The following is a 22485-nucleotide window of genomic DNA, read 5'->3' as shown; positions in this document are numbered from 1 at the left end:
CGACAGAAGGGGTTGGAAGCAAGTTGACCATTTCAGATCTGGCGAGTTGGAGCGTTGCGAATTCCAGGGCGCGACGCTGCAAACGGTGGTCGCTATATTCGGCAGAAATCATCGACCTGACCGTCGCCGAGATGGACCTGCCGGTGGCGGAACCGATCATGGCGGCCGTCCGCGACGCGGTTGATCGCCAAGCCTTCGGGTATCCGCTCCCCGGGCACGACAGCGAGTTGCCGGCCGCCGCAGCGGAGTGGCTAACCACACAAGGTCTGCCGGTACAACCTGAACACGTCAACCTCATTTCGGATGTCATCAAGGGGATGGTGCTTGCCCTCAGGCATTTCGCTCCCCCGCATACTCCTATCGTGGTTATCACGCCTACGTACAGTCGTTTTCTGGACGCGGTCGAGGCGGCGCAACGGCAGGTGATAGAGGTGCCGATGCTACTCGGCGAGAATGGCTACATCCTGGATGTTCCGGCGATCGAGAAGGCTCTTCGGCAGGGCGCGCGGACCGTGCTGCTGTGCAATCCGAGTAATCCTGTGGGTCGGGTCTTCAACCATAGCGAGCTAGCTGAGCTCAGCGTGCTCGTAGAGCGGTTCGGCGCACGCGTCATCAGCGACGAGGTGCATTCGCCCCTTCGGTACGGGACGAAGTTCGTGCCTTACGCGAGCGTAAGCTCGGCGGCAGCGGAGCATTCGATAACACTGACAAGTGCTAGCAAGGCGTGGAACATCCCAGGACTGCGTTGTGCGATCATGGTGCTAACGAATCCGGCGGATCAGCTAACCTGGGACGTATTGCCGCGCGCGTCAAAGGGTGGCATCTCGCCTCTCGGGATCGAGGCGTCTACCGCTGCCTTCACACAAGGGCAGCCATGGTTGGACGAAGCGATCAAATTGCTTGACGTCAACCGGCTGGCAGTCGACGACTATCTGAATGCGGCCGGGTTGGGGCGGGTCATGTGTATGCCGGAGGCAACCTACCTCGCCTGGTTCGACCTACGCGAGTTCGGCCTTCCGGACCCACAGCGCTACCTCATAGAGACCGCCGGTGTGGCTACCACTAGCGGTGACGAGCACGGCGTCGGCGGCGCTGGATTCGTCAGGGTGAACTTCGCAACTCCCCAGGCCGTCCTACTGGAGGCGTTGGAACGGATGACAAGCGCGCTACGTAGGTCGCCGACCCGGAACTCGTCCTGATTGCCCGCAGGCTGAATGATTGACCTCCCCCTGGGCTCAGGGTTGTCGGTCGCGGCAATGTCGAGTACCTGTCGACCGGGCTTTGGTGAGTGGCTGGCCCCTGTGTCGGAGCGGTGACGAACAGAGATGAAACTCCGATGGAAGGAACGGTGTGTCGTGGTGGAATCGAATTTTGCCAAATCGGTAATCGGCGATTTGCGGGTGCATCTCGTGCGATTGCCGGGTATGACGAACGTCTTCCGAGAGGAAGCCGCGATTGTCGAAGTCCAGACAGAGGACGGGGTCAGCGGTTGGGCAGAGGCGAATGGCCTGCTGCTCGCGCTCAAGGCGCACGTAGAGGCGGACCGTCCGCATCCACGCGACCGCGGCCCGCGGGCCGCGCTGGTGGGCCAGCAGTTCGCTGATGTCCTTGCCGCGGTAGACGCGCTCCGCAGCAACACCACGTTGTCTGGACGTTCCGGCCTCGGTCGGGTAGCCAATGGCGCGATTGAGACGGCGCTGTTCGATCTCGCCGGTCGACTCGACGGCGTGCCCGCCTGGCAGCTACTTCTAGGACCGGCCGAAGGTCCCGAGCAGCACGTCATTACTCCCTATATCACGATCTTCAATCGCGGCAGCTACCCCGATGTGGTTGCCAAGGCGAAGGACGATATCGATCGTGCCAGGAGCTTCGGGTACCGACATTTCAAAATCGAAGCAACCAGTTACAACACCGACGAACGTCAGGCGGTGACGATTGTTGATGAGGTGCGCTCCCACGTCGGTGACTCCGTGACGTTGTTCGTCGATAATGTTTACCGGTGGGCCGAGTATACCGCGGGTGCGGAGGCCGCGAAGGCGTACAAGTCATTGGGCGCCGAGTTTCTGGAGGATCCTTTTCTGCCGGAGCAGTGGGAATGGTGGCGGCGGCTTCGAGACGAGGTTGGTCTGCCGCTCGCGACGGGCGGCGGTATGGAAACGCTGGAACGCTTCTTAGCGCAGATGGAGTTCGCGAACACGGACATCGTGCAACCAGGCGCGCATGTGGCCGGCTTGCTGGGGGCGCACGAGGTAGCGCAGGCGGCGGCGAAGCGGGCCAGGAGTATCACGCCTTTTGGCGTATCGGCAACAACGCTCGCAACTGGCGGTGCGCTCCACTTGGCCGCCGCAAATCCGAACGTGAAATACATCGAGTACGCTCCGGCGAATCTGTTTCGGGTACTGCGTCTGAGGTCGGACGTAACACCCAACGAGCCGGAATTGCGGCCCGACGGCACGTTCCTGGCGCCCAATACGCCGGGTATCGGAGTCGATTGCGACACGGATGCGATCGACAAGTACCGGGTGTCGGGGTAGGCAGCTGGCGGACGCTAGGGGTAGGGGCTGGGGGTTAATAGCCGCAGGGCCGCCGGGTGTGTCGACACCTGGCGGCCTTTGCGTCCGTACGCCGGTGCGTACCTGGCCGGATCTGCGTCGGACACGGGCCCGAGCGGATCCCAGGAGAGGCAGGGCGTCCGTAGTAGTCGCAGCAATGGCCCTCAGCCTCGACCCTGCGTTTTAACAAGGGGCGGAATCGAGAGGGCGGCTGTCCCGTTCCTGCATCCCGGCGACCACGTTGGCGGTGAGCCGGGAGACCGTTTCGTTGCCCCAGTAGATGGTGCTCCGGCGCCGATTCGGAGATGGGTCCGCGTTGACGTGTGCGGCCAGTCCGCCGGGGTCGGTAAACTTGAGCGCTCAATCCGCCCAGCGTAGCGCGGCACAATCGGCTCGAATTCGTGGTAACGGCTGTCGGAGAGCTCAGGGAGATACCGAAGGGCTACCTGCGTGCCTGGGGCTAGGGCGGTATCCGTCACCCATGAGAATTGGCCGAGGGGCTCACGCGCGGGCAGACCGCAATACGCCTGCGGCCCAGCGTCGTCGCCGAGCTGCACTACGACATCAATCTGCGTGTGTGCTCGGGCGTTGGATGAGCGAACCGACACCCAGCTGGCGCCTTCACCGCCGATCTGGATGCGGCGACAGGTCGCCCTCGGCGCTATCGCCACGTCGCTCGTCGCGGTTGGCCGCTGAGGGTCACGCATACGGGTGGCTGAGCTACTCTGAGGCAGGCCGTGACGGCTCCTTCGACTCGAACGTCACCGTGGTGGACTCCAGCGCGGACCCGTCCTTCGCCCGCCTCGAGCGTCGATCCGATACACCTCATCGGCGAGTACCCGGAAGGAGCTACAGGGTGAGGAAACGGTGCGAGATGCCAGGCCGCCCGCCGCGAGTGGCGCGATCGGATCGTCGGCTGGAGGCGGCACCCTCGCTGCGTAACCCTCAGTAGTTATCCTCCAAGTGTATTAACTCGATGTGGTTAATGCTTGGCTGAGCATTGCCCGCGGCGACAGTGCCAGGTATCCAGAGAGATCAGAGGTGAACCGCATTCTGGGAGACCGATGGTGCTCGGTGGAGCTGTTGAGCTGCGGTTATTGTGTGAACGATGCAGGTGACCGTTGCCACTGTGTCCCGTTGGGTGGCGGGAACAGGTGGTAATCGGGCGGCGGGTCGCCCCACGCTCGGGCGAAGGCGTGGTCGGCGTTGCATCACTGCGGCAATAAGCGAATCTGGCTGTCGAGATAATCGTCCGTTGGTTGCGGGAATCTCGGATCGGTCCCCCTTGGTAAAGGCACGTCTCGCCCAGGCGTGTCGTACTGCTCCGCCGGCGGGTGGAGTCGCGTGTGAACGAGGGGGGAATGTGCGGGCTTTCAACGCTTTTGCGGAGGCGGTGCATCGCTGGCGGAAGTCACGCGGCATGTCTATGGAGGAGGTAGCCCGCCATGCTGGCTACAGCCCCAGCTATCTGTCCAAGATGCTTCACGGCCGTAGGCGGTTGGTGCCAGCAGTGGTCAGCCAGATCGAGACCGTCCTCGAGACCGGAGGTGAGCTCGCTCGTATCGCTCAAGAACAGGAGGGGCTGTGGCCTCCGCTGATGCCGCGGCAGCTACCACCTGCGCCTCCGGACTTCGTTGGGCGTGAGACGTACCTGCATCAGCTGAATGCAGCGCTGCTGGCCCCGACACGACCTGGCGCATCAGTCGTCGCCGTGATCGAAGGCGGGGTATGGGTGGGCAAAACGGCCCTTGCGCTGCACTGGGCCGCTCAAGTCGAGGGCCATTTTCCCGGAGGCGCGCTGTACGCGGACCTGCGCGGGATCGCCCCTGGCGCTCCGGTGGACGGGGGCGAGGTGCTCGATGCGTTTCTGCTCGCGCTGAGCGAGAAGAGCGACTCCCTGCGAGGGACGCTCGACGAGCGCGCGGCCCGTTACCGTTCATTGCTGGGGACCCGGCCGGCATTGGTAGTCCTGGACAACATCGCCGACTACAACCAGGTACGCCATTTGCTGCCAGGCGCGGGCAGCGTGGCGCTTCTGACTAGTCGCGAACACCAAACCGAGGTGCTGTTGCACAGCGGCGGCATACGCCTAGACCTGCCGCCGCTGTCCTCGGACGAGGCTATGACTTTGCTACGGCGGCTCATTGGCGACGCACAAGTTGAGGCTGACCTCGAGTCGGCTACGACACTTGTACGGCGCTGTGGTGGACTTCCGATGGCAGTGTTCATGGCGGCCGAGCGCGTGCAACGGGGACGCCTGGTGAAGGTCGCCGCTGAACTCTCGGGCGAGGAACGGCTGGACCTACTCTCATCCCACTCGGATGCGTCGGTCAACCTGCTTGGTGCGCTTGACCTGTCTTATCTCGCACTGACTCCACGAGCACGACGTGTGTTCAGACTTCTCGGCGTCGTGCCCGCAACACTCAGCGTCGAGGCCACGGGGGCCCTCGCCGCATTGCCGCACGAAACGGTCCGAGAGGTCGTGGACGAGCTGCGCAACGCGTACATGCTTGAGGAATCCCGCGCCGGCCGACTGCTGATGAATCAGCTTCTTCGCGACTACGCCCAGCGGAGGGCTCGTGACGAGGACCGTGCGGTTGAGGTGGAGCGCGCATGTGACCGTGTGCTGCGCTGGTACCTGAACTCTGCGTGGCACGCTGGCAATGCCCTGGCCCCCAATTGGGCGGGCACGGCCTTGGCCGCCCATCTAGATGACACCGGTATCGCGCCGCTGACCTTCGACGATAGTGGCTACGACGGTGCGCTCGCCTGGTGCGAAGCCGAGCTCACCACTGCGCTCTGTATCGCCGACCAGCTCAGGGGGTCAGTGCCTGACGCGGTCTGGCAGCTTCCCACGTTGTTCCTGCCGTACTTCTATGTCGCCAAGCTATGGAACATCTGGCTGACGGCTGCCACCCGTAGTCTCGACGCCGCGCGCCGCAATGGGCTGGTGCACGGTGTTCCGTGGTGTTTGCATAGTCTTGGTCGGGCTCGGTACGAGATCGGCTGGGCCTCAGCGGCTGCGAGCAACCTGGCCGAGGCGCTGCACCTGCACGTCCAACTGGCTGACGATGCCCGCGTTCGCAGCTGGGTCGCTTTCACGCTCGGGTCAGCCTACCGGCGGCTAGGTCGCACGGAGGAGGCTCGCGGCTGCTTTCTGAAGGCTGACGACACCTTCGCACAACAAGATTTCGACTTCGGACGCGCCTTCACATGTGCCGCCCTTGCCAGCATATACCAGGAATCCGGCGACATCTCGCTGGCCATCGACACTGCGCGGCAAGCGGTCGACTTCGCGGCCGAAGTCCCGTCCATACCAGTGCTCAGCCTCGCTCGCCACCACTACGGGATGCTTCTCCTCGAAGGACAGCGTTACCAAGATGCGGTTGAGCAGTTCGATGCCGCGCTCAACCTGCGCCGCAAAAGCGGCGAACGTTGGGGCGAAGCGGAGACAAGCATCGCCCGTGCCGAGGCACTGACCGCGCTCGGTTTCACCAGCCAAGCACGTGCTTGCTATCGCGAGGCCGACGGCATTCTCACCTCTCTGGGGGACCCGAGGGCGCTCGATGTCGAGGCACGTATTGCCGCCCTGGAACTAGACGGTGATGCCTGCGGGGAGGCCGGCGCCTAACTCTCTCTTCAGCCTGCCGTCCGATCTCTTAGGTGCTCGTCGCGTGACATTGAGTCGATACTTGTGAGAGATCGGTCATCGCTCATACATCCGTTCTTGAAAATGATTTTCTGCTGGACAGAAGGGACCTAAAACAGGACAAGAAAAAGGACACAACTGTCCTCGCGGGAGCCTTCCATCGCGTGTGGAGTCAGGTCACAGTGGAGTGATGCGAGTTCACCACGATCGACGCCATCGGCGCAGCCGGGGGGTCGTCGGTGTCCGTCAAGCTCGCATCCGCCATACCTCCGCAGCGGCGATCGCGCATGGGTTTGGTCGCGTCCTTTGCCTTCCGGAGGGGTACAATCGATGGTGCATTTCCTCCTCGTCTGTGCTCACGCACGTCATGTCGGGCACGTCGACGACAGCGTTCTCGGCGAACTGGTCGCCAACCCACAGTCCATTCCGGGCTACGTCTGGTGCGATCACTGTCTCCGATGGCAGCCTGTCAGGGAACTCATTCTCGACAGGTCCACGGTCGCGCCAAGCGATCGTGCTGACGAAGGTGTGTTTACAGCAGACGCCGACCACGCCTCGGAGTGGACCGCGCCCGCTGGCTCTGCGCGCGATAAGCCGAAAGAGTGAATCTCATGATAGTTCGTGCGTCCGCGCGGCACGGGTTATGACAGTCGATTCGTCATTGGCGCCTCGAAGACCGGACGTCTCGCGGTGCGGGCGCGGTCCCGATCAGGCATTGGCGAGGAGGTGCATCGTGTCGCTCATGCCGTGGACGCTCGGTGTCTCGGGTGTGCTGACCGGTCTGGTGGCGGTCTGGGTGGCCGAGCGCTCGGCCGGAGCTCAGGGAGGCTCCGAGGAGCGGCAGCGCAGGGTAATCGCGGTGGCTGCGGCGTCGACGGCGTTGGCCGTGCTTTTCGCGATCGGTCGGGCGCGCTTCGGTGGCACCGTGCCAGTGCTGTTGGCGTGGTGCTGGGTGTGCGCGCTCGGAACGATTCTTGCCCTTGTCGACTTGCGGTGTCGTCGCCTTCCCTTCACTCTGCTCGCGGCGTGGGCGGGTGGTTGCCTGGTGTGCTTCCTGGCGGCCGCTGCCACCACGGGTCAGTGGATGAATCTGCTCTTTGCCGCGACCTCGGGTCTTGTTGTTCTGGTCGCCGCGCTGGTGGCGCAGGGATGGGCGCCGGAGCATACGGGTGGCGGGGATTCGGCACTGTACGGAGCTATCGCGGTATTCGTGAGCTGGTGGGGCTGGGCCGGGCTTCTGCGCGGATTGCTGTGGGCAAGCGTCGCGACGGCTGCGGTGGCGCTTGCTGTCGCCGCAGTGCGGCGGAGCAGAAGGGCACGTTTTCCGGCGGGCCCATCGCTGATCGCTGGCGCTTTGGCGAGCGTGCTGAGTGCGTAAAGGGGCTGGCGTTGAAGCAGACAATGGAGGGTAACCTGATGATCGTCCATGCTCGTCGTTGGTCGCAGCGGCTCGGCACTGCGAGCTTCTTGCTGGCTCCTATACTCGTGATGGGATGCAGCGGTACTGAGGAGTCCCGTCCGCAAGCCCCATCGCCGGAGATGTCGGCGCCGCAGGCGAGCACGCCGTTTTCGTCGGCACCGAACCAGCGTCAGGCGGTCGAGCAGGCGTACATCCAGTTCTGGCCACTCTCGTTGCAGGTGGCGCAGCGGCCGGAAGAGAATTGGCGTGACGCGATGTCGGCTGTTGCCGTGGACCCACAACTGTCCATCACGCTCTCGTCGATGCGCCAGCAGAAGGCCGCGGGGATCACCACCTACGGAGAGGTCACAGTGCGGATCACTTCAGTGGTGGTCACCGGAGACTCCGCGAAGGTTGTGGACTGCCAGGACGGTTCGCGCGCAGGACAGGCTGATGCGGCTACAGGTGACAAGAAAACGGTTGGTGTGGCAAGGATGCCTGTCCACGCAACGCTAGTACGCGATGCTTCAGGTGGGCAATGGAAGGTCTCCAAGATTGATTTTCCGGGGGGTGCGTGCTGATGATGTGCCCCGTCCGACTGGCTGTGCTCACGAGCTGCGCCGTCACGGCTGGCGGGTTCCTGTCACCCAGCCCGGTCGCGGCCGATGAACCGCATGACGATGGACAGGTCATCGTCACTCCGGTCGACCCTTACGGACGCTACTCCCAGCCAGGCGTGGACATGCGGGTGTTGGAGAACCAAGGCCAAGCACCTCTCCGGCCCGGCGGGCCGCGCACGACGCCGAGGGGCTCCGATACGGACAGTCGAGCAGCGACGAGGTCTGTTGGAACGGCGACTTCCCCAACCGGCATCCCGCCGGGGTGCGTCCTGGGCGGGTTTGGAACTGGCGCCGGTTCCGGCGGTATTCAGCCGGGCGGCAGTACGGTCGGACTGCGATGCCTTCCACCGCTGCCGGCGGACGACCTCGCCCCACCTGGTCAGGAGCCCTCACGACGACCGCCGACACCGGCCCAGTTGGCGGCAAGGGCATTTGAACAACTTCGACTACCGCTTCCAGTGCCGCGGCATTCACCGGACATACAATTGCCGGATGGGCGAAGGGCCACGATCGTCGGCGAACACACGTGGATATGGACGGCGCCAGCCGCATGGAAGCCCGCAGTCGAGCGCGTACAGGTCGGCGCGGTGTGGGCCGAAGTGACGGCCGTCCCTACCGGAATGACCTTCGATTCGGGTACAGGCGGTTCGATGACCTGCACGGGTCCAGGAACACCGTATGATCGCTCGTACGGGCTGCATGCTGCCAGCCCAGATTGTGGCTTCGTTTACACCCGCTCTTCGGTGGGACAGCCGAATGATCAGACCAGTGCGGAGTGGGCGATCCAGTGGTCGGTGAGCTGGGTCGGATCGGATGGAACTGTTCCGGTGGGTGGGGACTTCCCGCAGATGCTCTCCCGGGAAACCGCCACGTTCGCGGTCGCCGAGGTTCAGGCGCTGCGCGCGAACTAGCACTGACATAACCGCATTCTGCGACGTATGGGGTTCTCGCATTCTGCGGAAATAAAGGAACCGAATTTCCGGAATGGGGAAGGAACTACCCCTATGGGTACTGCTGCGTCTTTTTCCCGGCTGTCACAACCCGGTGGAAGTGACTCGGTCGTCGCTGAGCAGCCTGAGGACGGCGATGGCCCGAGAGTGCCACGGAGGCGACGCTGGTGGCTGCTGGGCGTCGCGGTGGTGCTGGCTGCCGTGGTCGCCTTCGGCAACTACGCGTTGATCGCGGGACAAGACGAACGAGTCGATGTGCTGGTGCTGACCCGGGATGTCGGGTGGGGCCAGCGGATCGGCGAGGCCGATCTCGGGGTGGCGAAAGCAGTCCCGGACCAGCCATTGTCCTCGATCCCGGCCAGTGACCGAGCCGGGATCGTTGGGCGTGTCGCTCGCTCGAGGCTGCCCGAGGGCAGCGTGCTGGCGCCAGGCCAAATTTCCGCGCAGCCAGTTCCCGGACCGGGTGAACGGTTGATCGGGCTTCCTGTGAAGCCAGGGCACCTGCCTGCACGGGGCTTGTTCCCCGGTGATCTGGTTCAGGTCAGCCCTGTATCGAGCGGCGCAGGGACCGATGCAGGACTAGCGCCGGCGAGCACGGCCGGACCGTTTCGCGCGCGGGTATTGGGCGTCGGCCCGCCAGACTCCACCGGCGCAGTCACCGTCGATGTCGTCGTAGGCGCGGCCGCCGCGCAGGCCGCGACGAGTGCCTCCGCAGGCCAGGTCGTCATGGTCCAGCTCGGCCCCGGCGCTTAGAACAACTGACTGTCTGGAGAGGGCGGTGAGAGAGTTGGCAATGATCACGATCGTTTCGGGCAAGGGTGCGCCTGGCGCGACCACGACAATTGCGGCACTAGCGGCCGCCTGGCCCGCGCCAGCATTACTGGCCGACTGCGACCCGGCCGGGGGCGACCTTGCACTGGGCTGGCTGGGCCAATGGGTTATCGACGGCACTATCCGTACGGACCGCGGTGTCTTGTCGCACGCCACGGTGACACGGCACGCGACAGCTGGTGACCCAGCGACACTGATCGCGCACGTTCAGGCAGTGCCTCCAGCTCGGCATGTTGGACTACTGGCTGGGCTGACTGCGCCGGGCCAGCACACCGCTGTCGGCACCCCGGGGTGGACACGCCTGACCGTGGCGCTGGCCGCGTTCAAGACTGCGGCCGGCCGCCCCGCAGACGCGCTGGTCGACCTCGGCCGCTACAGCGCTGCCACGCCGTGGCCGTTGCTGCTGGCGGCGGATCTGGTCCTGGTGGCGGTGCGCCCGACCCAGCGCCACGTGCTGGCTGCGCGCCCAGTGCTGGCCGAAATCGCCGAACGGATCGCGCCGGAGCGACTGGGACTGGCCGTGTGTGCCGCGACGCCCGCGGGCACCCGTGAAGTCCGAGCGGCATTGGCTCGAGAGGTCGCCGTCGAGGTTCCCGCAGACGAGCGGACAGCGGCGGCGTTCTCCGACGGAGTAGACGGAGGCGCGTTCCCACGTCGCTCGTCGTTGCTGCGCAGCGTGCGTCGCGCGGCGCGCAGACTGCACGGCACCCACCACACCTACTCGCCCGCCGAATTGCGCAATCCGGACCTACCGGCTTCGGAGACCCTGTTCCCCAGAGGCGAACGATGACGATGCCGCACAATGGATACCGCTCAGCCAGCGGCCCTACCGACTACCCGTATCCGGCGACCCTGGCGCTGCGACACGGCCTTGCGATGGGAGCCGGGGCAGCGACGCTGCCAGCACCCGGGGCCCCGCAGAACGACACGCCGGACGGACGACTCGACCCGCAGGCCGTCCGGGCGATCCGGGAATCGGTCGCCGCCCGGCTGGAACGGGTCGCTGCGGGCGAGTCGCATCTGGATACGTCTCTGTCGGCTGAGGAGCAGCAGGTGCGGATGCGCGCCTACGTGGCCGAGGAGGTCGCGGCCTGGGTGCAGCGCCGCGCCAACGCAGGCCAGGCGCCTATGCCGGTCGATGACGAACGCCGGTTGGTCCGTGCCGTGGTTGCCGCCCTGTCCGGGTTGGGCGCGCTGGAGGAGCTACTGGAACGTGACGACGTGGAGAACATCCACGTGCACGGCTGCGACCGTGTGTTCCTGGAGCTGGCGGACGGTTCGGTCGAGCATTCGCCGCACCCGGTGGCCGACACCGACGCCGAGCTGGTGGAGATGCTCGCGGCCATGTTCGCCCGCCAGGGCCAGACCTCGCGCGAGTTCAATGCCGGGCGCCCGTTGGGGAACCTCCGCATCGGGGCTGGTGGCCCGCTGGGTGCCCGAGTTGCGGCGGTGATGGAGGTGTCCGACCGGCCGCGGGTGGCGATCCGCCGCCATCGCCTGGTGGATGTCGGCCTCGACGACCTCGTGGCGAACGGCACCCTTGACCCGCTGCTCGCCTCGTTCCTGCGTTCGGCGGTGAGTGTGGGGTGCAACATGATCGTCTCCGGCGGCCCAGCAGCTGGCAAGACCACCCTGCTGCGCGCGTTGTGCGCCGAGATTCCGGCCTTTGAGCATGTCGTCACCGTCGAGGAGGAATACGAACTCGGCCTCCATATCAGCGCCCGCCCGTTGGTCACACCCCTGGAGGCGCGTCCGGCCAACTCGGAGGGGACCGGGGAGATTTCCTTAGACGACCTACTCAAGCAGACGCTGCGTCACTCGCCGAGCCGCGTGATCGTCGGTGAAGTCCGGGCCGGCGAAGTCACCGCGATGCTCCGTGCCTTGGGCAACGGAGCCGCTGGCGGCATGTGCACGCTGCACGCCACGAGCGCGTCGGCGGTGTTCGACCGGATCGGCGCGCTCGGACAGCTGGCCGATCCACCGCTGGCAATCGAGGCTGCCCATCAGTGGACCGCCTCGGCCATCGACCTCGTCGTACACGTCTCCCGCACCGACCAGGATCACCCTGGAGGGTGCCGCCGGGAGCGGTTCGTCTCCGAAGTGATCGAGGTTGGGCCAGTCGGCGATTCTGGCCGCCCGGATACTACCCGCATCTTCGCACCACGTCCGGCCGATGGGCGTGCAGTTCCGGCCTACGCCCCGAGCCGTGACCTTGTGGAGCGCCTGGAGCGGTACGGCTTCGACCGCAATGAGTTCGACACCGCCGGCGCAGGCACCTGGCAAGGCGCCGGCTTCCCGGACGGAGGCCGACGATGACGAGTGTGTGGTCGGGACTGCTCGGCGTGGCCACGGCGCTGGCGGTCGTCTGCGTGATCGTGGCGTTCCTGCCGCCAGGTGAAGTGAGCGACGCCGCTCGAGGAGCCACACCGCGGCGGGCTGGAAACTGGCGGCATCTCGTGGCGCGGATTCCGTTGCGCCGGGCTCTGCTGGCGCTCGCCGCCGGCGTGACCGTGTGGTGGGCCACCGGCTGGCCGGTTGCCACGATTCTGGCCGTTGCCGCGGCACTGGCTGTGCCGATCCTCGCCCGTGGACATAACGCGCGCTGGGTCATCGTGCGGCTGGACGCGCTCGCGGGCTGGGTACGGCGGCTCGCTGATATTCTTGCCTCCGGCTCAGGTGGTTTAGAACAGGCCATAGCAAGCTCGGCCCGCACCGCCCCCGAAGCGTTAGCCACCGAGATCGAAACCCTAGCGGTGCGGCTGCGCACCCGAGGCCTGGAATCCGCGCTACGCGCCTTCGCCGACGACGTGAGCGACGAAGCCGCCGACGAGGTTGTGCTGGCGCTCATCCTGCGTGCCCGCGCGGGTGGACGCGGGCTGGTCGACATCCTCGACGCCAAGGCCGCGGCCCTGGAACGCGAGGTCGTCGCCCGCCGCGACATTGAAGCCGACCGCGCGAAACCCCGCACCGACGTCCGCGCCATCCTCGGCATCACTGTGGTCTTAATGGCCGGCCTGGTGTTCTTCGCCCACGAGTTCCTGACACCGTTCAACAACCTGCGCGGTCAGCTCGTAATGACCGGGATCGGGGGTCTGCTGGGCGCGGCAGGATGGTGGATGCACCTGCTGACCCGTACCCGCCGCCCGGCCCGATTGTTAGGTGCGGCATCGCGCACGTCGGCCGGTGCAGCGAAATCGAAGCGCACCCTGTTCTCAGCGGCCCGCGCTAAGGCAGAGGTGTCGCGATGAATCCAGGCATCGTCGCCGCCGTGCTCGGTGCACTGGCCGGGCTGGCTGTCTTGTGCGTGATCCTGGCGCTGGTGCGACCGGCGCCAGTCAATGTCGCCGCCGCCGTCGCGCAGCTGGACGACCGCACCAGTCGCCGCGCAGACGGTACTCTGCCACGGGGGCGCTGGTCGACACGAATACAGCGACTGATCGGGTACTCGGCGCGGTCGTCGAATCGCTGGTGGGGAATCCCCGCCGCCGACCTAGACGTGCTCGACCAGACCGCCGACCGTTATGTCGCTCGACGGCTGGCGTGGGCCGGTGGTTGCACGGCGACCGTTCTCGCAGCGGCAGCCTTGGCGTGGTTCGCTGGGGTCGGCTTCTCCGGCATCATCGTGGTGCTGGCTGCAGTGGTGGCCGCTGTGGCGGGGTCGATGGTGCCGGTCCTAGCGGTGCAGGAGGACGCCACCCGCGCACGCGAGGAGTTCCGCCGTGCCATCGCCGCGTATCTCGACCTCGTTGCGCAGGAACGCGCCATCGGGCGTGCCCCCAGCCAAGCACTGGGCGAGGCCGCTGCGGTCGGAGAATCCTGGGTATTTGCCCGGATCAGCCGCACCCTCGGCCGCGCCATGCACGCCGGGCACACGCCGTGGGACGCCTTGTCCCGGCTGGCGAAACGGATGGGAGTGGTCGAACTTGCCGATCTGGCCGACATCCTCGGGACCGCTGCCGACGGAGCTGCCATATACACCACCCTGATCGCCAAAGCGGGTGCGCTGCGCGCTGCCGCGCTGGCTGCGGACAAGGCAGACGCCAACTCGCGCTCCCAACGGCTCGCACTTCCGGTGTCGCTGCTGTTGGTCGCGTTCCTCCTGTTGGTGATGTACCCGGCCATAATCCGACTGATGACGGGTGGTGGCTAGGCGAGTGGATGGTGTCGGAAACCGCTACGACACAAACGCTTCCCGTGCAACAGGAAGGAGGTGAACATCGATGACCAAGACCATGGACCGCTGTGTCAGTTCGGCCCGGAGCCACTCCGCGCAGCTTGCGCTCACGCTGGCTGGAATGGCGATGGTGCTGATCGCCACTGTGGAGAAGCGTTGTGAACGGGTGCGCGCGTCGGGCGATCGCGGATCGGAATCCGTGGAAAAGGCCGTGCTCGTCGCGATCGGCCTGGCGATAGCGATAGGGCTTGGGTTCGCCATCCGTGCGGCAGTGCAGAACTACCAAGGACAGATTAACTGAGGTCGCACACAGCTGCTCAGACCCACCGGGGCCGAGGCTCGCGAACCGGATCTAGTGCGCAACGGAGAAGGAGGCACAGGCCAGGATGGCTACCACTGAGGACATCGAACGCCGTGTCGAAGAGGCCGACGCTGCCCGGAGCGCGAAAAGGTCCGCCGCAGCACAGAGGGTCGGTCAACTCGCATCGCGTCGCGCCGAGATCGCGGAACAGCTCGGCAACATCGAACGCGAACTCGGCGACGTCGTTATGGAGTCCAGCGACGTCATCGAGATCGGTGAGCTCTCCACGTTCACCGACGTACCCGTCGCTGATCTCACCCGATGGCTGGAAAGCCGGAGAACGGTACGCCCCAAGCGAAAGAAGTCCACCGGCGGCTCGCCCAACACAAAGAAGGTCGCGAACCAGAAACCGGCAGCGCCAAGAGCGCCGACGAAGGGCTCCACACCGCAAGATCCTTTCCCAACGCGTGACGGAGCCACGAACCCGGCCGCAGAGATGAGGTGATGGCTCTTATGACTCCTGGCCGCGCGGCAGATCGTTCTGTATGGACACGGATGTGGGCTTTCTGCCAGGCACGAGTAGCTGATGACACCGGGGCGGAGTCGGTGGGACTGGCGGTTCTGTTCCCCGTCGTGCTACTGCTGATCCTCTTGGCTGTGCAGAGCGGTTTGTGGTGGCACGCGCATGCCGTGGCCGCCCAAGCTGCTCAAGCCGGTGTGGATGCTGGCCGCCCGGTCGGTGCTACGAACACGACGGCGGCCGCCGCGGCTCGCTCGTTCACCGACCGCGCCGGACGCAGCGTACTCACCGCACCCGAGGTCCACGCCAAGGTCACCGCGGAAACCGTCCGGGTCGCTGTCTCAGGCACCGCCGTTCGCCTGCTGCCCATCCCGAGTTTGGATGTCCGCGTCCAGGCAAACGCGCAGGCAACGAAGGAGCGTTTCACCGTGCCTGCTCTGACTGCGGGAGGTGGGTCGTGAGCCACGAAACCCGAGCGCACTGCGTCTGGGCGCGGCACTGGAGTGACGTGGGCTCGGTAAGTGTTGAAGCCGCCATCTTGGTACCCGCGGTGATCTTTGTAGGGCTGCTGATTGTTGCAGGCGCCCGGGTCAGTTCGGCGCAGCAAACGGTCGACAACGCCGCCACCGCCGCCGCGCGGGCCGCTTCGCTCGCCCGCGGTCCCGCCGCGGCACAGCAGGCTGGAACTCAAGTCGCCCGCGAACGGCTTGATCAAGAGGGACTCGCCTGCCAGGAATCGAGTGTGTCGGTCTACGCCGCCCAGATCGCTGTCGGCCGCGGGGGGCAGGTCCGGGCCAGCCTTACCTGCCGCGTCCCGCTCAGCGATCTCGCCCTGCCCGTCCCCGGCGGCACGCGAACAATCACCAGTACCTTCACAAGCCCTGTCGACCCCTACCGAGGCATCCCGTGATCATCCGGAGAACACCGCGCGATACCGGGTCGATCAGCCTAATGGCCGCGGTCCTGGTACCCGCGCTGCTGCTAGTCTTGGCTTTGGTGGTCGACGGCTCCGCGCGGCTGCGGGCCATCGCCCGTGCCGATGCGCTGGCCGCCGAAGCCGCCCGCGCGGCCAACACCGCTGTGGACACCCGAAGCTCGAGCGTCGGCATCGACACCGCCACCGCCGCCCGCACCGCGGCCGACTACTTGACTCGCGCCGGGCACCCCGGCCAGGTCACCATCACCGGATCCCGCGCCGTGCGCGTGACGGTCACGGTCACCGAGCCAACCACCACCGGGCTCCTCGGAAGCCGCGCCGAGGCCACCGGCACCGCCCTGGCCGAACTCGGCGTCGGAACCCGCACCGGCGACCTGCCATGACCACCGCACCAGCACAGCGGATTCGCGGGGCATTCGCCGCGCTGGCCTTGCTTGCCTTTATTGTTGGGATACCGTGCGGACTTCTCGCGCTTGGCGCCGATCCCGCCCGCCTGCTTCCCGACCATTGGCCCGACCCGGTTCCGATCGGCCAATGGCCCGAACGGATCTGGAACGCGCTGCGGTGGGCGTGGCTGACCGGCGACCTCGTGCTCTGGCTGGTCGTGGCGGTGGCGTGGGCCGGCTGGTTCTTGCTGACTCTTTCCGTCGTGGTCGAGTTGATTCGCCAGACGGGGCACGGTGTCCGTACCGCCCGCCGTCTGCTGCGCCGAGTACCGCGAGGCCGATGGATCGCCGGACTCGTGGCCGCCGTCCTCGTGGCCACCTCCGCCGGTACCGCAGCGGCATCGACGGCACCAGCAACACCAGTTGCGGCCACCGCGCCGCCATGGCCACACCAACACCCCGTCACGGCCGCACAGGTCTCCGCAACCGATCAGGCCGCGGAGATCGTCGAGAGCGCAACCACACCGGTTCCCGCGGCGGCGCGAACGGACGGCGCCGTGCCCTACACGGTGGTGCACGGCGACACCCTGTGGGACCTGGCCGAACGTCACCTCGGCCGCGGCACGCGCTACCACGAGATCATGCGGCTCAACCCCGTACTGCTCGCCGACAGGCCCGGAGACCTGGAACCGGGATGGACGCTCCTGTTTCCACCGGATGCCGTCGCCTTGCCTCGTCCCGCGGAGATCACCACAGCGAGCGGGCGCACCGTCACCGTCGAGCCCACCGACACGCTCTCGGCCATCGCTGAACGCGAACTCGGCGACCCAGACGCCTGGCACCCGATCTTCGACCTCAACGCCGGCCGCACCCAACCCGACGGCCGCGCGCTGCGCCACCCCGACCAGATCCTGCCCGGCTGGCACCTCGTCCTGCCCGCCCAAGCGGCACCACCACCCGCGCAGCCACCAGAGCAGCCCGCGACGCCACCGAACAGCCCGACACCCGCGCCCGCCCCAGAAGGCCCGGCTACCTCCGCCGAGCAGCCCGCCCCGCCGCACGCACCTCGAGGAGAACAGCCGGACATGCCCAAGGCACAGCCCGGAACCGGTATCGCACTGCCGACCGGCGCGTTCGTCGGCCTCGGACTGGCTGCCCTGATCACCCTCGCGATGATCACCGTCCGACTCCGGCGCCGCCGCTGGTACCACCCCGGCGCACGCGACGACGCTGACCCTGCCGGCCTCCCGGTCGTCCGCGCACTGCGCATCGCCCACGACACCACCGCGCCCCAGCCGGCCGACGACAACCCGGCCGCTGCGCCCGCACCACCTAGACACGCACGATCGGCCGACATCCAGACCCGCGACCGAGCCCAGGCCACGGTCCGCGCTGTGCTCCCGGCACCCCAGGACACCTCGCTCGGTGTACGCGACGGGCACGCCATCGCGCTCGACCTCGCCAGCACGCGGGGACTGGGACTCACCGGTCCCGGTGCCCACGCCGCCGCACGGGCCTTGATCATGACCCTGCTCGCGCAGGCCACCAGCGATGACCTCGACGCCATGATCGTGATGCCCGCCGACGACGCCCGCGCGCTCTTCGGACACGACCTAGCGGATCCCGTCCCGGACCGGCTCCTCGTCGTTGACGACCTGCCCGCAGCGCTGGCGACGTTGGAGGCCGAGCTGATCGCCCGCACCGACACCGGCGACCTCGCGCGGGACGACCCACCAGCGAACACAGCGTTTTCGAGCGGCGACACCGGACCTGCCGTGGTGGTAGCCACGCCCACCGTGGAGACGAACCGGCGTGCGCACGCCGTCCTCGACAACGGCGCGCACCTCGGTCTGGCTGGCGTGTTCCTCGGCCCCTGGCACCCCGGCGGCACCGTGCGCGTGCGCGACGACGGCACCGTCGAAGCGACCAGCCCCACCCTGAGCGATGACTTGGCCGGCACCCGACTGTTCACCTTGCCGGACACCGACGCCCGTGATCTGCTCGCACTCCTGCACGCGGCCGAACCCGGCAGCGACGACCCGATCCGAGACCGCACCGGCGCCAGCAGCGCCGTGGAAACGGGCACACAGCGGCAAAGCCGGGCCGAGAACACGACGGCGAGTGCCGAGCCACCCGTCTTCGAGTACGAGTTCGCTACCGAACCCGACGCCGCAGCCGTGACCCCACCGACGGAGACCGCCAGCGACAACCGCGGCGAGCACCCGACGACCGGACCGTCCGGACCGGCTGAATCGGAAACGACCGAGCCATCCCCGACGGAGGTCAGCAACCACCCACGCCCCTCGGCCGCCCGGCGCGACGACAACCCAACGACCGAGCCGCGCCCGGCCACAGAACCAGCCCCGGCCCCGCCGCTGCACCTGCAGGTGCTCGGCCGGCTGCACCTGACCAGAGCGAACCCCGAACCCCGTGACCTCATCGACGTCCTCGCTCCGCGGCAACGCGAAATCCTGGTCTACCTGGCGCTACACCGTGACGGGTGCCGACGCGAAGCACTCAGCGCCGCGCTTTGGCCGCACGCTCCCGGCGAACGCCCCTACAACAGCTTTCACGCGACCCTGTCTCAGCTACGCCGCGGCCTTCGCCGGGCAAGCAACGACGACACCCTCGACCTCATCGTCAACCAGGACAGCCGCTACCGGCTCGACCAGACGATCCTGACCGCCGACCTCTGGCGGCTCCAAGACGCCATCACCGCCAGCCGCCAAGCCTCGGCAATGGACGCCGTCGCGGCAGCGAACCGCGTCACCGAGCTGTACCGCGGAGACCTCGCCGAAGGCATCACCGCAGATTGGATCGACGGGCCCCGCGAAGCACTCCGGCGCTACGTCCTCGACGCGCTGAGCACCCTGATCCGCAAGACCAGAACCGACAGCCCCGAACAGGCACTCGCCCTGCTGGAACAAGCCCGCCAACTTGACCCCTACAACGAGGCGATCTACCGCGACCTCATGCGCCTACAAGCGCGACTCAACCAGCACGACAGCATCCCGCGCACCCTGGACTTGCTCACCACGTCGCTGGCCGAACTCGACCAACGCCCCGCGCGAAGCACCCTTAGTCTCGCAGACGCCCTACAACAGCCGAGAAATCACATATCCAACCGGCAAGCCAGCTAAGGGAACCTCGCAACTAACAAAGGAAATAGCCTCGATCTTATTGCGACCGACCAGTTTCCGGATCCTGTTCTACACGAGCCAACCTAGTTATACTGAGCTGGTTCCTCGCGGATGCTGAACGCCGTGACGTGAAATCATTCGTGCGTTTCCGCGAAGCAGCGGTGGCAGCCGCGGAGGCGATCCGCAGCACGACCCTAGGCCAGCACTCTGCCGCGTGTACAACCGGCACGGAGTCGGCCGCGAGCCCGTAGACCTGTCGCCCGTCCACGTTCCTATCTGCCTTCCTCTCCGTCTTCCTTTCCGGGCTCCTACTAGAGAGGAAGGGGCGCGTCAAAGCCTTGTTGCAGGCCAACGCTGGGCAACCCCTTCCTCCGTGTCGTCCGACTTCGGTGCCAGGCAGGCAGGTGAACAGTCGGCTTGGGTGGTGTGTTGGCTATCTGATGCTCGCACGACCTTCCGTCCGCAAGCCCTGTTCTGCTGTAGTCAGTCAGCTTCTCATTACCCTCCTTCTTTGCAGCCTTCCTTCCAATCTTCTTTTTGGTCGTAAGTGGTTACATGGCGCTTTCTGTCCCTTTTCTTGCACCGAAGATAAAACTAACGATACAGAAACATGACTCATAGATGTTGACAACCACATAAACGGCGGCTGCAAGTGGTGTGATTCGAAAACCGCAAGATATCAAAAGGGAAATTCGTACAGATTCCAAGCTGTGCGGGCGCGGGCGCGGGCGCGGGCGCGGGCGCGGGCGCTGGCTGCCGCTGTGCGGGTCCTTTTCTTCCTCTGCGTCTTCCCAGCTCAAGGGCCCGACCGGCACTGATCGGCGAAGGTCGACGCCGAGGGTAACGGCGAGATAACGGAACTCGGCTGGAGCTTGAAAGTGTCTAGGTGGTGTGTCAATCTAGACATGTAACCAAGACAGGCCGGCGCGGATGAGGCAGAGAAGGGCGTGAGGACCGGGACACGGCGTCCCGCGAGCGATCTCCTTCCTTTCTTCTCCTCAAAGGTTGGTCGTTGCGAACCATAAGACCCGCATAGCGCGGGCAGCGGCTTGGGCCGCGCGGACAGCAGCGAAACCGTGCAGGGCAGTAGTGGGGAACGACGCGTAGCCAAACGCGCATTTCTAGTCCGAGATGCGTAGTAACTGCGCTTGCAGCCCCGTTATGTGAATCCCTTGCTGTAGAGCGGAGTAGCGCGCATAAAAGGCATGCCTGCCAGAGGTGTGTCCCCAAGATAACTACATGGTGGTCTAGCACCGAAAAACGTCACAACGTGTGGGCGTCCGGATTGTGTAAAGCATTTGCCGACATTGAACGACACTCTCTCAAGTGCGTCGCGCTTTTTCCGTTCATAGCACGCTATGTCTTACGGGCATGGTTCCCTGCGTTGTGCGCTAGACATAACGGCTTCCCTTTTAGGAGGTTCAGGGAATGCGCTACCGGCCGACCGGTTGCTATCGCTCGGTTACGCATCGCACGGACATAGAAGATGGTCCCCTTTGCGTGAATCGCACTCGACGCGTCCACGCATTTCGACCGGTACCAGTTCGCAACTGGCCTGAACCGCCAAACGACATGCAACTACAACACCATTGGAGGATCTGTCATGACACGTAAGGACTTCAAAGAAATTGCTGATGCCGTGCGTCGGGAAGTTGTCGCCGACGACGAAAGAAAAGCGCTCGCCGACGCCTTGCGCACGTACTTCAAATCGGTAAACCCACGATTCGACCGAGAACGCTTCTTTGCCGCTGGCGGTCTGTGACTCGCACTAATCCGCACACACTGGGAGTGTCAATCATGAACAACTCTGAAATTTCGTTTTCCGAAGATGCGCATCTGTATTTCGGGCAGAACTTTCGTTACGGGACATGGGACGGTGAAGACTGCGCCCGAGATAATGACTGGTCCGGCTTCGGGTTCGTGCTCGGATCGGGTGGTGATCCGCTGCCAATTCCCGGCGATTACCTCACCGGGCACCAGTGCGCCCACCTGGCGGACGTGTCCAACGGGCACGCGGCGGTGCGACTCATGGAGGAAGCGGCACCCGGCAAAGCGGCCGAGTGGAACGGCCTTCTTGCCTACGACTACGGCGATTCCGCCGCACGTGAGGCCGCCGACCGTATCGGTGCCGCTCTCGCCGGATACCCGCTGCTCGACGACGAAGACCTGTCAGAGCGGGAATTCGAGAACGCCGCGCGCGTGCTGGTCGACTGCTACGACGTGCCCGAGGAAATCGCGGCGGACGTCGTTTCGGCGCTGTGCGATGACGGACAGACCTTGTGCACCGACTGTCACGGCTGGGATATCGACCCCATCATGTCCGAGCTGGGCTATCGGCAATGCGTCGAGTGTGGCAAGTGGCTCGAAAGCGCTTGTGATCAGCCGCTGCATTACGACTGCGCCGAATACTACGCAGAAGACGACTGTGAATGCGTTTCGGTCATGGTCGACGCATACCGGCATGGCAATCACACCGTAACCATGTCGGACGTTCGCGAAACATTGCGTGGCTGCGAACACTGTTACCCCGTTGTCTACCCCTACGGCAAAAACTGGCGTAACGAACGCGGGGCCGGTCAAAGGGCAATAGGCAAAGGAGACACTGTGGATACCAACAATCTGGCTACTGGAAGCGAGCAGGACCGGCAATACGCGATCTTTCGTGACTACGCCGACCAGCACGGATCGCGGCGCGTACCAAGCATTATCTACCATAGGTGCCCACACCATCATGAACTAGTAGTGATCCTGGTCGTACGTTATCTCGCAGAATCGGGCCCACAAGGGCATGAACAGTCCGACGACGAAACCGTATTCGCCTGCGCTACCGAGCACGGATACGCGCGCGTGATATTTCGCTGGCGCGGACTGTGGCGCGGGTTGGCGTTCTGCCCGGTTGAGCCCGACGAAACCGAGCAATGTCACCGGCATTTCAGCGATGCCGAACGGTGGCTTTCGTAACGTGCTGCACTGAACCGGGCAGAAGAATCTATGCGATCTCATTACCGCAACTAGCCGCACCGTGT

General features: G+C 65.4%; 19 protein-coding genes. All 19 read left to right on the top strand.

Going from position 1 to position 22485, the window contains the following annotated elements:
* The first annotated feature begins 23 nt into the window (after window positions 1-23).
* The 19 genes from DI005_RS22260 (at window position 24) to DI005_RS38005 (ending at window position 22420) form a co-directional block, all read left to right on the top strand.
* Complete coding sequence (locus tag DI005_RS22260) at window positions 24-1199, top strand: MalY/PatB family protein (protein WP_147263900.1); 1176 nt, start codon at window positions 24-26, stop codon at window positions 1197-1199.
* A 156-nt stretch (window positions 1200-1355) separates the two neighbouring features.
* On the top strand, window positions 1356-2534 hold the full coding sequence (locus tag DI005_RS22255; RefSeq protein WP_158559870.1) for an enolase C-terminal domain-like protein: 1179 nt from the start codon (window positions 1356-1358) through the stop codon (window positions 2532-2534).
* Window positions 2535-3915: 1381 nt separating this feature from the next.
* Window positions 3916-6183, top strand: a complete 2268-nt coding sequence (locus DI005_RS22250; protein ID WP_255565738.1) for a helix-turn-helix domain-containing protein — start codon at window positions 3916-3918, stop codon at window positions 6181-6183.
* Between the two features lie 760 nt (window positions 6184-6943).
* A complete protein-coding gene (locus tag DI005_RS22245) occupies window positions 6944-7579 on the top strand; it encodes a methyltransferase (protein ID WP_233520271.1) in 636 nt (211 codons plus the stop codon).
* Window positions 7580-7590: 11 nt separating this feature from the next.
* A complete protein-coding gene (locus tag DI005_RS38010; RefSeq protein ID WP_147263899.1) occupies window positions 7591-8181 on the top strand; it encodes a hypothetical protein in 591 nt (196 codons plus the stop codon).
* Between the two features lie 659 nt (window positions 8182-8840).
* Window positions 8841-9131 (top strand): hypothetical protein, encoded by a 291-nt coding sequence (locus DI005_RS39155; protein WP_233520262.1) that lies wholly within the window; start codon window positions 8841-8843, stop codon window positions 9129-9131.
* 225 nt (window positions 9132-9356) lie between these two features.
* On the top strand, window positions 9357-9923 hold the full coding sequence (locus DI005_RS22235) for an SAF domain-containing protein (protein ID WP_233520261.1): 567 nt from the start codon (window positions 9357-9359) through the stop codon (window positions 9921-9923).
* 385 nt (window positions 9924-10308) lie between these two features.
* Window positions 10309-10791, top strand: a complete 483-nt coding sequence (locus DI005_RS39150) for a hypothetical protein (protein WP_233520260.1) — start codon at window positions 10309-10311, stop codon at window positions 10789-10791.
* Window positions 10788-12317 (top strand): CpaF family protein, encoded by a 1530-nt coding sequence (locus DI005_RS22225; RefSeq protein WP_113643399.1) that lies wholly within the window; start codon window positions 10788-10790, stop codon window positions 12315-12317. The genes DI005_RS39150 and DI005_RS22225 overlap by 4 nt, the downstream gene beginning before the upstream one ends.
* The gene (locus DI005_RS22220; protein WP_113643398.1) at window positions 12314-13249 is read left to right on the top strand and encodes a type II secretion system F family protein; all 936 of its coding nucleotides are present in this window, start codon (window positions 12314-12316) and stop codon (window positions 13247-13249) included. The genes DI005_RS22225 and DI005_RS22220 overlap by 4 nt, the downstream gene beginning before the upstream one ends.
* A complete protein-coding gene (locus DI005_RS22215; RefSeq protein WP_113643397.1) occupies window positions 13246-14151 on the top strand; it encodes a pilus assembly protein TadB in 906 nt (301 codons plus the stop codon). The genes DI005_RS22220 and DI005_RS22215 overlap by 4 nt, the downstream gene beginning before the upstream one ends.
* 70 nt (window positions 14152-14221) lie before the next feature.
* On the top strand, window positions 14222-14476 hold the full coding sequence (locus tag DI005_RS22210) for a hypothetical protein (RefSeq protein WP_113643396.1): 255 nt from the start codon (window positions 14222-14224) through the stop codon (window positions 14474-14476).
* Window positions 14477-14561: 85 nt separating this feature from the next.
* On the top strand, window positions 14562-14981 hold the full coding sequence (locus tag DI005_RS22205; RefSeq protein ID WP_113643395.1) for a hypothetical protein: 420 nt from the start codon (window positions 14562-14564) through the stop codon (window positions 14979-14981).
* A 101-nt stretch (window positions 14982-15082) separates the two neighbouring features.
* Window positions 15083-15457 (top strand): TadE/TadG family type IV pilus assembly protein, encoded by a 375-nt coding sequence (locus tag DI005_RS22200; RefSeq protein WP_233520259.1) that lies wholly within the window; start codon window positions 15083-15085, stop codon window positions 15455-15457.
* The gene (locus DI005_RS22195) at window positions 15454-15906 is read left to right on the top strand and encodes a TadE family protein (protein ID WP_113643393.1); all 453 of its coding nucleotides are present in this window, start codon (window positions 15454-15456) and stop codon (window positions 15904-15906) included. Before DI005_RS22200 ends, DI005_RS22195 begins: the two co-directional genes overlap by 4 nt.
* A gap of 41 nt (window positions 15907-15947) precedes the next feature.
* The gene (locus DI005_RS22190) at window positions 15948-16316 is read left to right on the top strand and encodes a hypothetical protein (protein ID WP_233520258.1); all 369 of its coding nucleotides are present in this window, start codon (window positions 15948-15950) and stop codon (window positions 16314-16316) included.
* Window positions 16313-19459 (top strand): LysM peptidoglycan-binding domain-containing protein, encoded by a 3147-nt coding sequence (locus DI005_RS22185; protein WP_113643391.1) that lies wholly within the window; start codon window positions 16313-16315, stop codon window positions 19457-19459. Before DI005_RS22190 ends, DI005_RS22185 begins: the two co-directional genes overlap by 4 nt.
* Window positions 19460-21062: 1603 nt before the next feature.
* Window positions 21063-21221, top strand: a complete 159-nt coding sequence (locus DI005_RS38290; protein ID WP_158559869.1) for a hypothetical protein — start codon at window positions 21063-21065, stop codon at window positions 21219-21221.
* A gap of 35 nt (window positions 21222-21256) precedes the next feature.
* Window positions 21257-22420: a hypothetical protein gene (locus DI005_RS38005; protein WP_147263898.1), complete on the top strand. Its 1164-nt coding sequence runs from the start codon at window positions 21257-21259 to the stop codon at window positions 22418-22420.
* Window positions 22421-22485: the final 65 nt, after the last annotated feature.

The sequence above is a fragment of the Prauserella sp. PE36 genome (assembly GCF_003311655.1).
Taxonomy (GTDB): domain Bacteria; phylum Actinomycetota; class Actinomycetes; order Mycobacteriales; family Pseudonocardiaceae; genus Prauserella_A; species Prauserella_A endophytica.
The sequence above is the reverse complement of the archived record's forward strand: the minus strand, read 5'-3'. Positions and strand labels throughout refer to the sequence as shown.